16 protein-coding genes are annotated in these 14110 nt (G+C 70.4%); 4 read left to right on the forward strand and 12 right to left on the reverse strand.

Translation table 11 applies throughout. The features are described 5' to 3' along the window. Positions 1-6 precede the first annotated feature (6 nt). The 12 genes from ABIC63_RS20465 to ABIC63_RS20520 all read right to left on the reverse strand — a co-directional run bounded on the left by ABIC63_RS20465 (position 7) and on the right by ABIC63_RS20520 (position 11214). The gene (locus tag ABIC63_RS20465; RefSeq protein WP_354321133.1) at positions 7-762 is read right to left on the reverse strand and encodes a hypothetical protein; all 756 of its coding nucleotides are present in this window, start codon (positions 760-762) and stop codon (positions 7-9) included. A 56-nt stretch (positions 763-818) separates the two neighbouring features. Continuing rightward, positions 819-1172, reverse strand: coding sequence for a RidA family protein (locus ABIC63_RS20470; RefSeq protein ID WP_354321134.1), 354 nt, complete (start codon positions 1170-1172; stop codon positions 819-821). An 11-nt stretch (positions 1173-1183) separates the two neighbouring features. Then, positions 1184-1828 carry a glycerol-3-phosphate 1-O-acyltransferase PlsY gene (gene plsY, locus ABIC63_RS20475; protein WP_476345714.1) on the reverse strand — a complete coding sequence of 215 codons (645 nt, stop codon included), beginning with the start codon at positions 1826-1828 and terminating at the stop codon, positions 1184-1186. A gap of 129 nt (positions 1829-1957) precedes the next feature. Beyond that, a complete protein-coding gene (locus ABIC63_RS20480; protein WP_354321136.1) occupies positions 1958-2455 on the reverse strand; it encodes an aminoacyl-tRNA deacylase in 498 nt (165 codons plus the stop codon). Position 2456: 1 nt separating this feature from the next. Next, positions 2457-3518, reverse strand: coding sequence for an aldo/keto reductase (locus ABIC63_RS20485; RefSeq protein ID WP_354321138.1), 1062 nt, complete (start codon positions 3516-3518; stop codon positions 2457-2459). 121 nt (positions 3519-3639) lie between these two features. Continuing rightward, positions 3640-4653: an XdhC family protein gene (locus ABIC63_RS20490; RefSeq protein WP_354321139.1), complete on the reverse strand. Its 1014-nt coding sequence runs from the start codon at positions 4651-4653 to the stop codon at positions 3640-3642. Positions 4654-4667: 14 nt separating this feature from the next. Further along, a complete protein-coding gene (locus ABIC63_RS20495) occupies positions 4668-5222 on the reverse strand; it encodes an SRPBCC family protein (RefSeq protein WP_354321140.1) in 555 nt (184 codons plus the stop codon). Positions 5223-5255: 33 nt separating this feature from the next. Next, positions 5256-6467: a vWA domain-containing protein gene (locus ABIC63_RS20500; protein ID WP_354321141.1), complete on the reverse strand. Its 1212-nt coding sequence runs from the start codon at positions 6465-6467 to the stop codon at positions 5256-5258. Between the two features lie 16 nt (positions 6468-6483). Next, the gene (locus ABIC63_RS20505; RefSeq protein WP_354321142.1) at positions 6484-7422 is read right to left on the reverse strand and encodes an AAA family ATPase; all 939 of its coding nucleotides are present in this window, start codon (positions 7420-7422) and stop codon (positions 6484-6486) included. Between the two features lie 10 nt (positions 7423-7432). After that, the gene (locus tag ABIC63_RS20510) at positions 7433-8224 is read right to left on the reverse strand and encodes an FAD binding domain-containing protein (protein WP_354321143.1); all 792 of its coding nucleotides are present in this window, start codon (positions 8222-8224) and stop codon (positions 7433-7435) included. Between the two features lie 27 nt (positions 8225-8251). Further along, a complete protein-coding gene (locus tag ABIC63_RS20515; RefSeq protein ID WP_294370260.1) occupies positions 8252-10693 on the reverse strand; it encodes a xanthine dehydrogenase family protein molybdopterin-binding subunit in 2442 nt (813 codons plus the stop codon). A 17-nt stretch (positions 10694-10710) separates the two neighbouring features. Then, positions 10711-11214 carry a (2Fe-2S)-binding protein gene (locus ABIC63_RS20520; protein ID WP_294370262.1) on the reverse strand — a complete coding sequence of 168 codons (504 nt, stop codon included), beginning with the start codon at positions 11212-11214 and terminating at the stop codon, positions 10711-10713. A gap of 157 nt (positions 11215-11371) precedes the next feature. Between ABIC63_RS20520 and ABIC63_RS20525 the strand changes: the two genes are divergently transcribed. The 4 genes from ABIC63_RS20525 to trxC all read left to right on the forward strand — a co-directional run bounded on the left by ABIC63_RS20525 (position 11372) and on the right by trxC (position 13883). Continuing rightward, on the forward strand, positions 11372-12469 hold the full coding sequence (locus ABIC63_RS20525) for a GAF domain-containing protein (RefSeq protein ID WP_294370263.1): 1098 nt from the start codon (positions 11372-11374) through the stop codon (positions 12467-12469). A gap of 116 nt (positions 12470-12585) precedes the next feature. Next, positions 12586-12906, forward strand: coding sequence for a thioredoxin family protein (locus ABIC63_RS20530; RefSeq protein ID WP_234194973.1), 321 nt, complete (start codon positions 12586-12588; stop codon positions 12904-12906). An 86-nt stretch (positions 12907-12992) separates the two neighbouring features. Then, positions 12993-13349, forward strand: coding sequence for a hypothetical protein (locus ABIC63_RS20535; RefSeq protein WP_294370265.1), 357 nt, complete (start codon positions 12993-12995; stop codon positions 13347-13349). A 69-nt stretch (positions 13350-13418) separates the two neighbouring features. Beyond that, positions 13419-13883 (forward strand): thioredoxin TrxC, encoded by a 465-nt coding sequence (trxC, locus tag ABIC63_RS20540; protein ID WP_354321144.1) that lies wholly within the window; start codon positions 13419-13421, stop codon positions 13881-13883. Positions 13884-14110: the final 227 nt, after the last annotated feature.

Below are 14110 nucleotides of genomic sequence, written 5' to 3' on the forward strand. Positions count from 1 at the left end.
CGCGTATCAGAGTTTGGCGACGATGAGCTGACCGAAGAACTGCAGCATCAGGATGGTCATCGTGGCCGCCGTCGCGAAGGCCCACAGCCAGTTCATCTCGGCCCGCAGCACCAGGCGTGCGCGGGCGTCGAACCGTCCTGCGTCCCGCCGGCGCCGCTGGCGGTGGGTCAGCGCGACGGCCAGCAGCCCGAAGACGACCAGGGGCAGGTAGCCGAAGAGCAACATCGGCAGTTGCCGCCGGGTGGCCGTGCCCGAGCCCAGCCGCCAGACCAGCCGCACCAGCTCGACCTGGTGTTCATAGGGCATGAAGCCGTACAGCAAGCCGGCAAGCGTGAGCACGTAGAGCAGCGCATGCCGCGCGCGCAACGTCCACGGCCAGGACACAGGCGGCGCCGGGGGCGTGGATCGAGGACCGGGCGGCGGCACCCGATCGCCCGGCCGCCATTCACCGCGAGCCATGGCGCGTTCCTGGTTCCAGAGCAGCCGGTACATCATGCGCTGGATCAGGAAGAGCATGACCACGGCGATGAAGGGCACCAACACGTACAGCAGCGCCACCGCCCCGGCATTGCGGTCCGTCGAACCGCGCCACAGCGCCACTCCGATCCACGAGGCGAACAGCCCACTGAAGAACACGACGAAGATCACCGCGCCCACCACAGCGCGGCGCAGCGGGCGGCCTTCCATCCAGGCCCACAGGCGGTCGATGCGCTGGGGCGGGCCGACCTTCAGCGCCTCGTCATCCGGGCCGCTGCCGTGCATCGCCGTCCGAAGCCTTCACGTCCCCAAAGGGCTCGCGCGCCGTCGCGGCGTGGCGGTCAGGCCAGCGCGGCCGTGACGACGATCTCGATCTTGTAGGCCGCATTGGCCAGCGCCGCCTGCACGGTGGCACGCGGCGGCGTACGGCCGGCGGGCACCCAGGCGTCCCACACCTCGTTCATGGCGCCGATCTCGCTGATGTCGGTCAGGAAGATCTGCGTCATCAGGATGCGGGTCTTGTCGCTGCCGGCCTCGGCCAGCAGGCGGTCGACCATGGCCAGCACCTGGGCCGTCTGGCCGCGGATGTCCTGCGTGATGTCGTCCGGCACCTGGCCGGCCAAGTAGACGGTGCCGTTGTGGACGGCCATCTCCGACAGACGGGGGCCGACGTGGAAGCGCTTGAGTTCTGGCATGGGAATCCTGATCAGGAGGAGGAAGTCTTGGCCTTGGCCTTCGCCTTGGAACCAAGCCGCGATTCGGTGCCGGCCAGCAGCCGGCGGATGTTCTCGCGGTGGCGCCACACCAGCAGCAGGCCCATGACCACGATGGCCGCCAGCACGCCGCGGTGTAGCGGCCAGGCGATGCCGCCGCCCAGCAGGTAATAGGCCGGCGCGAAGAAGGCCGCCACCAGCGCGGCCAGCGAGGAGTAGCGGAAGAAGAAGGCGATGATGATCCAGGTCAGCCCCGTCGCCAGGCCCAGCATCCAGTCGATGCCCAGCAGCACGCCAGCGGCCGTGGCCACGCCCTTGCCACCCTTGAAGCCGAAGAACACCGGGTACAGGTGGCCCAGGAAGGCGGCCAGGCCAGCGAGTGCGGCCACGCTCTCGTCCAGCCCGTAGGCCGCGCCGAAGCGCCGCACCAGGAACACCGGCAGCCAGCCCTTGGCAGCATCCAGCAGCAGCGTGGCCAGGGCCGCGCCCTTGCGGCCGGAGCGCAGCACATTGGTGGCGCCCGGGTTGCCGCTGCCATAGCTGCGCGGGTCGTCCATGCCCATCAGGCGGCTGACGATCACGGCGAAGGACAGCGAGCCGATCAGGTAGGCCGTAATGATGACGAGGATGGAGGACATGGACAGGCTCATGGAAGGACCTTCGTCGGCCGCCTCATGCGCGGCCGCTGCGCGCCGCTCGGAAGGCAGCGTCTTGGCATTCGGGAATCGTGGAAGACGTGAGGGAGGCGGCCCCGTTCGGGCCGCGCCTCATTCTGCCAGCGCGCACTGCACCGGCCGCGCGCCGAGCAACTGCACGCACAGCTGCGGATCGATGCCGACAAGGTACCCGCGCCGCCCGCCATTGATGCAGATGCGCGGCAGGTCGAGGATCGTCGACTCGATGTAGACCGGCATCGCGCGTCGCGTGCCGAAGGGCGAGGTGCCGCCCACCTGGTAGCCGCTGTGGCGCTGGGCCACCTCGGGCTTGCAGGGCTCCACCGACTTCGCGCCGATCTGCCGCGCGAGGTTCTTGGTCGACACCGTGCGGTTGCCGTGCATCAGCACGATGAGCGGCTTGGCGTCCTGGTCCTGCATCACCAGCGTCTTGACCACCGTGAAAGGGTCGAAGCCCAGCACGGCCGCACTGTGCTGCGCGCCGCCGTGCTCCAGGTACTCGTACGGATGCTCGGTGAAGGCCACCTTGGCCGCGCGCAGCACGGCCGTAGCCGGCGTCTCGGAAACATGAGCCTTGTCCTTCTTCGCCATCTCAGTTCGCGGGGTCGCGCATCTCCCAGCGGATCCTGTCGATCTCGGCCAGCAGCTCGGGCGACAGCGTGGTGCCCCAGGCGTCCAGATCCTCGTCCAGCTGCGCCTTGGTCGTGACGCCGATGATGGTGCTGGCCACCTGCCACTTGGTGTAGCAGAAGGCCAGGGCCAGGCGCGCGGGCGTCATGCCGTGGTCGCGGGCCAGCTGGTTGTAGCGGCGGGCGGCGACCAGCGCCTCCGGGCGGCCCCAACGCTGTTTCCGCACGGACTCGTAGCGGGCGATGCGGCCGCTCTTGGGCGCATCCGGGCCTTCGGTGCCGCTGGCGTCGTACTTGCCGGTCAGCAGGCCGAAGCCCAGCGGCGAATAGGCCAGCAGCGAGACGTCCAGCCGGTGCATGGTCTCGTCCAGGCCGTTCTCCAGCGCGCGGCTGAGGAGGCAGTAGACGTTCTGCACGGTGGCCACGCGCGGCAGGTTGTGCTGCTCAGCCAGCCGCACGAACTCGTGCACGCCGTAGGGCGTCTCGTTCGACAGGCCGATGTAGCGCACCTTGCCCGCCTTCACCAGTCCGGCCAGCGCTTCGAGCTGCTCGTGGATCGAGGTCTGCGTGCGTTCCTTGGTGGGGTCGTAGTACATCGTGCCGAAGGCGGGCACGTTGCGCTCGGGCCAATGGATCTGATAAAGGTCGATGACGTCCGTCTGCAGCCGGCGCAGGCTGCCCTCGCAGGAGGCCACGATGTCGGCAGCCGTCATGCCGCCTCCTTCGCGCACCCAGGGCATGCCGCGCGAGGGGCCGGCCACCTTGGTGGCCAGCGTGAGCTTCTGGCGCAGGCCGGGGTTCCTGGCGAACCAGTTGCCGAGGATGGTCTCGGTGGCGCCGTAGGTCTCCTTGCGGGCGGGCACGGCGTACATCTCGGCCGTGTCCAGGAAGTCGACGCCGCGGGCCACCGCATGGTCGAGGATGTCGTGCGCGGTGGGCTCGTCCACCTGTTCGCCGAAGGTCATGGTGCCCAGGCAGATGGGCGTGACGTGCAGATCGCTGCGACCGAGCTGGATGCGTTGCATGGCGGGAAAGAGCTGAAGCGGAAAAGCCCGGCACTGTAGCGCGACGGTTGCGGGCCTGCAGGCGCACGTGCAGTGCCCCGCACGGGCCGGCACCCCAAACCGGCGCCGATGTGGCCGCCGCCTACCCCGTCTGCGCGTTCAACTGTTCCTTGGCCTGCGCCACCGCCATCTCGCGCGGCAGGGCCACGCCGTTCTTCACGGCCAGGATCTCCGCCATCACGCTCACGGCGATCTCGGGCGGGGTCTTGCTGCCGATGTACAGGCCGATGGGCCCCCGCAGGCGGGCGAGCGATTCGGGCGTCTGGTCGAAGTGCTCGATCATCCGCTCGCGCCGCGCCTGGGCATTGCGGCGCGAGCCGATGGCGCCGACGTAGAAGGCTTCGCTCTCCAGCGCCGCCAGCAGCGCCAGGTCGTCGAGCTTGGGGTCGTGCGTGAGGGCGACGACGCAGCTGCGCCGGTCGGGCCGGAAGGCGGCGACGGCGTCGTCGGGCATCTCGGTGGACAGGTGCACGTTGGGCAGTGACCAGGCGCCGCGGTATTCCTCGCGCGGATCGCACAGCGTGACGGCGAAACCGCTGAAGCTGGCCATGGTCGCCAGGTACTCGGCGAGCTGGCCGGCGCCGATCAGCAGCATGCGGTACTCGGGGCCGAAGGTGTTGACCAGCCGCGTGTCGTCAATGACGAGCTCGGCCGGCGCGTGCGCGGCTTCCAGCGTGACGGCGCCGTCGGCCAGTCGCACGATGCGCTGGGTGAGCTGGCCACCTTCCAGCCGCTTGACCAGCTCGGCCAGTTGGCCCGCGTCGGGGTCGAACTCCAGCACCAGCTCCAGCGTGCCACCGCAGGGCAGGCCGAAGCGGTGCGCCTCGTCCGCGGTGATGCCGTACTTGACACGCGCCGGTGCGCCCGTCGGCATGGCCTGCTGGCCCACGCGGCTGTGGCGGGCGATCAGGTCGTCCTCGATGCAGCCGCCGGAAACGGAGCCAACCACCGCGCCGTCTTCCGCCAGCGCCATGATGGAGCCCACCGGCCGCGGCGACGAGCCCCAGGTGCGCACCACCGTCGCCAGCAGCGCCCGGCGGCCGGCCTGGCGCCAGTCGCGCAGCTGGCGCAGCACCATCACGTCGAGGTTTTCCATGGTGTTCGACCTTCTCAGCCTTCTTCCGTCTTGTCCTTCTTGCCGAAGCCCATCTTCTGCATGAGGCCGGCGACGGCGCCGGTCTTGGCCTCCTCCACCGGCTCGGCCGCGGCGGCGGGCGCACCGTGCACGCGCTGCATCTCGGCATCGAAGCGCTTGAAGAAGTCGTCGGCCATGGACTTGGCCGCCCCGTCGATCAGGCGCTGGCCCAGTTGCGCGATCTTGCCGCCCACCTGCGCCTGCACGGTGTAGCTGAGCGTGCAGCCGGTGTCGGTGGGTGCCAGCGACACCGAAGACGCGCCCTTGCCGAAGCCGGCCACGCCGCCCTGCCCTTCGAAGCTGAGGCGGTAGCTTTCGGGCGGCTGGATGTCGCTGAGCGTGACCTTGCCCGCGAACTTGGCCGACACCGGGCCCACCTTCACGGCCATGGTGACGGTGTACTGGCCTTCGCCCGTGGCCTCGAACTTGTCACAACCGGGCAGGCAGCGCTTGAGCGTCTCGGGGTCGTTGAGGGCCTCCCAGGCCTGTTGCTGGGTCACGCCCAGGGGGCGGCTGCCTTGCATGTCCATGTGGGTCTCCTGAAATGAATGAAGGTGAGGGATTCAGCGCAGTCGGCGCAGCAGCGCGGCCAGACTGTCGGCCAGTTCGTCCAGCGCCTGCAGGTTGTGCACGGCCAGCATGGCATCGGCGTGGCGGTCGAGCAGTGCGGCGCCGCGCGCCAGCGGCGCATAGCCGGCGAAGCGCAGAAGGGGATTGAGCCACAGCAGGGCACCGGTATGGCGGCGAAGCCATTGCAGTTGGGTATCCAGCTCGGCCGGTTCACCGGTATCCAGGCCGTCACTGATCAGCAGCACCAGGGTGCGCCGCCCGACCAGGCGCCGCGCGTGATGCCGGCGCAGTTGTGCCAGCGCCTCGCCCAGCCGCGTGCCGCCCGCGAAATCGGCGATGGCGCGACCGGCCTCGGCCAGCATCACGTCGGTGTCGGCATGGCGGAAGGCGGGCGTGAGGTCGGTCAGGCCGGTGCCGAAGGCGAAAACATCGCGCCGCGCGCCTTCGCCCACCAGCGGACGCGTCGCCGCATGCAGGTAGGCCAGCAGCAGGCGCGCATAGCGCTCCATGGAGCCGGACACATCGACCAGCACCAGCAGCGGCCGGGGCCGTGCGCGCCTGACCTGCCGCGGCAGGCGCGGGATCTCGCCGCCATGCCGCGCGGCCTGGCGCCAAACGCCGGGCCAGTGGATGCGGGCCGACGCACCGGCCTGCGCCACCGGCCGCAGCCGGCGCGAGGCATAGGTGGGCACGGGCAGCGCCTTCTCGCGCGCCAAGCGCTCGACCAAGAGGTACTCGGCAGCGCCCAGGCTGTTGAAGTCGGCCTGCTGCAGCCGTTCGCGCGTGCCGGCGCTCATGGCGGCGTCGAGCTGCAGCTCCTCGTCCTGTGGGGCGGGCTTGTGCATGGTCGGCGCGGCCAGGGCTTCGCGCACGCGGTTGCGGCGCTGCACCGGCTCGGCGCGCCCCTCGGCATTGGGCAGCATGCGCGCCAGCATCTTCTGGGCAAAGGCCGGGTCCTGGAACCAGGCGTCGAAGAGCTCGCGGAAGACCAGCCGGTCCTGCTCGCGGCTGACCAGCACCGATTCCAGCGCGGCCTGCAGGTCGGCACGTTGCTCGATGCCCACCAGCAGCGCCGCCTCCAGCCCCAGCGCGATTCGCGAAGGATCGATGCGCACACCGGCCCGCCGCAGCGCCCGGCCGAAGCCCGCCAGGTGACCGGCCAGCTTGCCGCGTCGCGCGTCGCCGAGTTGCTGGATGCCTTGCATGGCCACAGCACCCTCGTCAGGCGGCTTCCGGCGCGAGCAGATCGGTGGCCAGCTGGTGGTTCAGTGCCGCCACGTCGTCGCGCTGCTTGAACAGGATGCCGGCGGTGTCGACCACCACCTCGGGGTCGAGCACCACGGTGTCCAGCGCCACCAGCGCGCGCGCCCATTCCACGCTCTCGGCGATGCCGGGCGCGCGCTGGAAGGCATTGGCGAAGGGTTGGGCACGCACGCGTTGCACGAAGTCCGCCACCTGGGCCGACAGCGCCTCGCCGGCCTGCGGCACCTGGGCGCGAACGATGGCCAGCTCGCGTTCGCGCTCCGGGTAGTCCAGCCAGTGGTAGAGGCAGCGACGCTTGACCGCGTCGTTCAGGTCGCGGGTGCGGTTGCTGGTGAGCAGGGTCACCGGCGGCACCGCGGCGCGCACCGTGCCCAGCTCGGGAATGCTCACCTGGTACTCGCCCAGGTATTCGAGCAGGAAGGCCTCGAAGGGCTCGTCGGCGCGGTCCACCTCGTCGACCAGCAGCACAGCGCCGGGGGCCGGCGCCTGCAGGGCCTGCAGCAGCGGGCGCTGGATCAGATAGCGCGGCTGGTAGACCTCGGCCTCCGCGTCGCGTGCGCCTTCGTCCTTCGCATTGCCACCGGCCTCGGAGGCACGCAGGTGCAGCAACTGCGCGGCGTAGTTCCACTCGTACAGCGCCTCGCGCTGCTCCAGGCCGTCGTAGCACTGCAGGCGCAGCAGCTGTCGGCCGAGCAGGCCGGACAGCGCCTTGGCCAGTTCGGTCTTGCCAACGCCGGGCTCGCCCTCCAGCAACAGCGGCCGCTGCAGCTTCAGGGCGAGGAAGACGGCCGTCGCCAGCCGCCGGTCGGCCAGGTAGCCGCGCGACGCCAGCCCCCGTTCCAGCGCGTCGATGGAGGAAAGGTCGGGCGCAGGTGGGAAGCGGGCGGCGTCGGTCATCGTGCCGAGCTTAGCGGCTCGCCTTGATCACGGCGCGCTGCGCCAGCACGCTGATCAGGTTGGCGCGGTAGGCCGCCGTGCCGTGCAGGTCGCTGTTGAGCTCGCTGGCGTCGATCTCCACGCCGCCGGCCGCCTGGGCCGTGAAGGCCTGCGACAGGGCCTGCTCCAGCCCCGCATGGCGGAACACGCCGTTGCCCGCGCCGGTGACAGCCACACGCACGCCGTCGTCAAAGCGGGCCACGAACACGCCCACCAGCGGGAAGTGCGAGGCCTTCTGGCGCAGCTTCTCGTACGCTGCCTGCCTGGGCAGCGGGAAGCGGATCGCCTTGATCAGCTCGCCCTCCTCCAGCGACGTGGCGAACAGGCCCAGGAAGAAGTCGTCGGCCGCGATTTCACGCTGCGTGGTGACGATGGTCGCGCCCGAGGCGAGCACGGCGCTGGGGTAGCAGGCGGCCGGATCGTTGTTGGCCACCGAGCCGCCCAGCGTGCCCATGGCCCGCACCTGGCGGTCGCCGATGCGCGAGGCCAGGTCGGCCAGCGCGGGATAGGCCTCGCGCACTTGCGGATTGACCGCGACCTCGGCATGGCGCGTCATGGCGCCGATGACCAGCTCGCCGTTCTGCAGGCCGATGCCCGACAGCTCCTTGCAGCGGCCCAGGTCGACCAGTTGCTCGGGCGCCGACAGTCGCAGCTTCATCGAGGCCAGCAGCGTCTGGCCACCGGCCAGCGGCTTGCCGCCGGCGGCTGCCAGGCGTTGCGCCTCGTCGAGTGCGGCGGGCTGTTCGAAGGTGAATGCGTACATGAAAAAGTCTCCTTCCTTCGAGGGTGATCAGGCGGCCGGACGGCCCTGGGTGCTGGCCGCCAGCGAGGGCGTCTGCGGTTGCTGCTGGGGCGTGGTGCTGCCGCGCTGCATGGCTTCCCACACGCGGGCCGGGGTGGCGGGCATGTCGAACTCCTTCACGCCCATCGGCGCCAGCGCATCGAGCACGGCGTTGATGACCGCCGGCGGCGAGCCGATGGCGCCGGCCTCGCCGCAGCCCTTGGTGCCCAGCGGGTTGTGGGTGCAGGGCGTGCAGATGGTGTCGAGCTTGAAATTGGGGAAATCGGCCGCCCGCGGCATGGCGTAGTCCATGAAGCTGCCGGTGAGCAGCTGGCCCGTCTCGTTGTCGTAGACGCAGTTCTCCAGCAGCGCCTGGCCGATGCCCTGCACGATGCCACCCTGCACCTGGCCTTCCACGATCATGGGGTTGATGATGGTGCCGAAGTCGTCCACCGCGGTGAAGCGGTCCACCTTGACCTCGCCCGTGGCCTTGTCGATCTCCACCTCGCAGATGTAGGTGCCGGCCGGATAGGTGAAGTTGGTGGGGTCGTAGAAGGCCGTCTCGTTCAGGCCCGGCTCCAGCTTGTCCAGCGGGTAGTTGTGCGGCACATAGGCCGTCAGCGCCACTTGGCCGAAGGGGATCTTCTTGTCGGTGCCCTTGACGCTGAATTCGCCACCACTGAAGTCGATGTCGGCATCGCTGGCTTCCATCAGGTGGGCGGCGATCTTCTTGGCCTTGGCCTCGATCTTGTCCAGCGCCCGCATGATGGCCGCGCCGCCCACGCTGATCGAGCGCGAGCCGTAGGTGCCCATGCCGAAGGGAATGCGGCCGGTATCCCCGTGCACGATGTCCACGTTCTCGACCGGAATGCCCAGCCGCGCCGCCACCACCTGCGCGAAGGTGGTCTCGTGGCCCTGGCCATGGCTGTGCGAGCCGGTGAACACCGTCACGCTGCCGGTGGGATGCACCCGCACCTCGCCCGCCTCGAACAGGCCGGCACGCGCACCCAGCGCCCCGGCGATGTTCGACGGCGCCAGGCCGCAGGCCTCGATGTAGCTGGAATAGCCGATGCCGCGCAGCTTGCCGTTCTTCTCGCTCTCGGCGCGGCGGGCGTCGAAGCCGCTCACCTCGGCCAGTTCCTGCGCGCGCTTCATGCAGGCCTCGTAGTCGCCCACGTCGTACTGCAGCGCGACGGGCGTCTGGTAGGGCCACTCGCGGATGAAGTTGCGGCGGCGGATCTCGTCCTGGCCCAGGCCGATCTCCCAGCCACAGCGGGTGACCAGGCGTTCGAGCAGGTAGGTGGCCTCGGGCCGGCCGGCACCGCGGTAGGCATCGACCGGCGCGGTGTTGGTGAACCAGGCGTCCACCTCCACGTAGATCTGCGGCGTGGTGTACTGCCCGGCCAGCAGCGTGGCGTAGAGGATGGTGGGCACCGCCGTCGAGAAGGTCGACAGGTAGGCGCCCAGGTTGGCGTCGGTGTGCACGCGCATGGCCAGGAACTTGCCGTCCTTGTCCATGGCCATCTCGGCATGGCTCACATGGTCGCGGCCATGGGCGTCCGAGAGGAAGCACTCCGAGCGCTCGGCCGTCCACTTGATGTTGCGGTTGAGCTGCTTGCTGGCCCAGGTCAGCGCCACGTCCTCGGCGTACAGGAAGATCTTGGAGCCGAAGCCGCCGCCCACGTCCGGCGCGATCACGCGCACCTTGTGCTCGGGCAGGCCGAGCACGAAGGCGGTCATCAGCAGGCGCTCGACGTGCGGGTTCTGGTTGGCCACGTACAGCACGTACTCGTCGCCGGCGCGGTTGTAGCCGGCCACGGCCACGCGCGGCTCGATAGGGTTGGGGATCAGGCGGTTGTTGACCAGGTCCAGCTTGGTGACGTGGGCGGCCTTCTCGAACGCGGCATCGACCTGTGCCTTGTCGCCCAGCGTCCACTTGTAGCACTGGTTGTCGGGCGCGATCTCATGGATGGCGGGGCCGGTCTTCTTGGCTGCGTCGACGAGGCTCACGACGGCGGGCAGCACGTCGTACTCGACCACGATGGCCTCGGACGCATTGCGCGCCTGCTCCACCGTCTCGGCCACCACCATGGCCACGTGGTCGCCCACGTAGCGCACCTTGCCGATGGCCAGGATGGGATGCGGCGGCTCCTTCATGGGCGAGCCGTCGGGGTTGTTGATCTGCCAGCCGCAGGGCAGGCCGCCCATCTTTCCGTCGATGTCGGCGCCAGTGAAGATGCCGACCACGCCCGGCATCTGCTTCGCGGCCGAGGTGTCGATGGACGTGATGGCCGCATGCGCATGCGGCGAGCGCAGGAAGACGGCATGCGCCTGGTTGGCCAGCACCACGTCGCCGGTGTAGTTGCCGGCGCCGGTCAGGAAGCGCAGGTCTTCCTTGCGGCGGATGGCCTCGCCGATGTGCGGCAGCTTGGAGAAGTCGGATGCACCCATGGCGGACTCCTTTTCGCTCAGGCCGTGGCGGTGGCGGATGAGGTGGCCGACTGGCCTTCGGCCATACCCTGGCCGCCCATCTTCACGGCCTTGACGATGTTCTGGTAGCCGGTGCAGCGGCACAGGTTGCCGTCGAGCAGCTCGCGGATCTCCTGCTCGTCGGCACCGGGATGCTGCTGGCACAGGTCGATCGCGCTCATCACCATGCCGGGCGTGCAGAAGCCGCATTGAAGGCCGTGGCATTCCTTGAAGGCGGCCTGCATCGGGTGCAGCGTGCCGTCGGGCTGGGCGATGCCCTCGATGGTGGTGATCTCGGCGCCAGCCGCCTGGGCCAGCAGGATGTTGCAGGACTTCACCGCACGGCCGTTCATGTGCACCGTGCAGGCGCCGCACTGGGCGGTGTCGCAGCCCACATGGGTGCCGGTGAGCTGCAGATGCTCGCGGATGGCCGTGACGAGGAGGGTGTTGGGCGGCGCGTCGAGGTTAACGGCGCGGCCATTGACGCTGAGGGATACCTGCATGCTGGCTGTCTCCATTCGAGGGGATGGCTGGGTGGCACGAGGGCCGGAGCGTCTCATGTTCCGCGCGCACCCAGGGGCGGCGCTCAGGCAAAACCCTAGCGCGATGGACGGTCGGGCCCGAAATTCTCAAAATGGAACACCCCCACGAAAGCCCCCCATGGAGACATTGGTCCATCGCGCGCCCGACCGTGCCGGCGCCATCGCGCTGGCGCGCGGGCACTGGCTGCATGGCACACAAGGACGCCATGCGCCCCCCATCGAACCCTGGATTACGCGCTCCTGGCAGCGCTGCCTGGCGGCCGGTCGCCAGCCGGGCGAGCGAGTGCAGTTCGACCCCATCTCGGCGCCCCGGCTGCGCCAGGCCATCGAGGGGAGCCGGCGACTGATCGAGGCTGCCCGGCCGGTGATGGGCCGGCTCTCGCGCGCCATCGCCGCGACCCGCTACTTCGCGCTGCTGACCGATGCCCAGGGCATGGTGCTCGAAGTGGGCACGCTGCCGGCGCAGGACGAGCGCGCCATCGCGGACATCGCGCGCGTCGGCGTCGACCTGTCGGAACGCGCCGTCGGCACCACCGCCATCGGCGCGGCCTTGGCCGAGCAGGCCCCGGTCTGGCTGCACCGCGGCGAGCATTTCTTCGACGACACCAGTGTCTACACCTGCGCCGGCGCGCCGCTGTTCGACCCACAGGGCCGCTGCATCGGCATGCTGGACCTGACCGGCGTGCAGGTGGACGAGCGGCCCGAGCTGCAGCACCTGGCCCGCCACGCGGTCCAGACCATCGGCAACCGGCTCCTGCGCGCGCAGCCTCATGCGCTGCTGCTGCAGTTGAACTGGCCGGGCTGCCTGGCCCCGGTCGAGGGCGCGGACGGCGACGGGCTGCTGGTGCTCGACGCCGACGGCCGCATCACCGGGGCGAACGCGCTCGCGCGGCAACTGCTGGGACTGCAGGGCACGGGGCCCTGGCCGGCGGAAGAGGTGTTCGCTGCACCGGCGCATCTGCTCTTCGATGCCGCCACCCGCGGCGGGGCGCCGCTCGAAGTCCCGCTCTGGAGCGGCCTGCGCACCCAGGTGCGTGCCACGCGAAGCGGCGGCACCAGCCCCCGCGTCGCCGCGCGCCCGCGGCTGAAGGAGGCGCAGGCCGCGTGGATCCGCCAGGCCGTCGACGACGCCCAGGGCAATGTCGCCGAGGCGGCGCGGCTGCTGGGCGTGAGCCGGGCCACGGTCTACCGCAAGCTGGCGCGGCGCGGCGGCTGAGCCCGTCGCCCGCCTTGCGGCCCGCCGCTCACGTCCCATCATCCGACTCCCCCTGCCGACATCCCACGCCGGCACCGCCGCACACACCGCCCGCGCAGCGCTGCCACACTCGCCCCATGACACGACCCTACGAACCCGAAAGCCTGCGCCAGGACGAGGTGGCCGCCCTCACCGGGCCCACCGTCCTCGAATTCGGCGCCAACTGGTGCGGCATCTGCAAGGGCGCCCAGCCCGCCATCGCCGAAGCCCTGGCCGAAGCGCCGGAAGGCCTGCGCCACATCAAGGTGGAAGACGGCAGCGGCCGGCCGCTGGGCCGGGCCTTCGGCGTCAAGCTGTGGCCGACGCTGGTCTTCCTCAAGGACGGCCGGGAAGTGGCCCGCGTGGTGCGGCCCGCATCGGCCGACGCCGTGCGGGAACCGTTGCGGCAGTTGGCCTGAGGCACAGCAGCAGGCGCCCCGCGCACGCCTGCGGCGGCGCGGGGGCGCCTCTTGCAAAGCGCCTGTATGCCCCAAAACTCGGTGGCATGAACACCTCTCGCACCCACACCCCCCATGCCGTGCTGCTCGCCCACGATCTGGAGCGGATGGAGCGCGGCCACCCCGATGCCGGCCAGTACCGGCTGGTGGCGCAGCGGCTGGCCGCCGCGCTGGACCAGGTCCAGGACACGGACGTGCTGCAGCCGCTGCTGCAGGCCTCGCCGGCCGCAGCGGCCATCTACGAAAACCTGCGCTATCAGCACGCCGGCCTGTGCCGGGCGCCGCTGGAGGCGGCACTCGCGGCCGAGCAGAGCGCCCGCGCCGCCATCGCCCGTGCGCAGGATCGCGCCCGCGGTGGCGCCACCCCGTCGGGCGAAAAGGCGGAAGGTCCGTCAGCCGCCTGACCGCGCGGCCCGTGCCGCCACGACGCCGCCCCGTCACCGCCATTGCCGCCGCAGGAAGGAGACCCCTCCATGACCACCGCCACCGCTGACGGCCTGCACGTCGTCTGCCCGCACTGCCAGACCACCAACCGCGTGCGCACGGCTCAGCTCGGCAGCGCGCCCGACTGCGGCCAGTGCCACCAGCCCCTGTTCACCGGCCATCCCGTGGCGCTGGATGCCGCCGCCTTCGACCGCCATGTGGGCCGCGGTCAGTTGCCGGTGCTGGTGGACTTCTGGGCGCCCTGGTGCGGCCCCTGCCGGCAAATGGCCCCGGCCTTCGAACAGGCCGCCCGCACGCTGGAGCCGCAAGTGCGGGTGGCCAAGGTCGACACCGAGGCGCAGCCTGGGCTGGGCGCACGCTTCAACATCCGCAGCATCCCGACGCTGGCCCTGTTCGTCGGGGGCCGGGAGATCGCCCGCCAGCCCGGGGCGATGGGTGGCGCGGACATTGTGCGCTGGACGCAGCAGGCGCTGGGGCGTGCGGCAGCTGCGTGACAGGTGGCCCCCCCCGATCAATCACCGCAAGTCAGGCGCCACCGTTCGGGCTGAGGTTCTATGGTTCTCGTCAAGCGACAGTGGCCGCCAGGCGGGCATCGAACATCGCGTGTTGCTTGAACAGCGAGAAGTCCACGCGCATGAGCTTTCGGGCCAGCACCACCAGAGCCGCAGTCGTGCTCAGCCCTTTGCTGCGCTGCGCCTGGTAGAAGCTCTTCCACGTCTTC

Origin of the sequence: Pseudacidovorax sp. 1753, assembly GCF_040544975.1 — a bacterium.
In the GTDB taxonomy this organism is placed as follows: domain Bacteria; phylum Pseudomonadota; class Gammaproteobacteria; order Burkholderiales; family Burkholderiaceae_C; genus Xenophilus.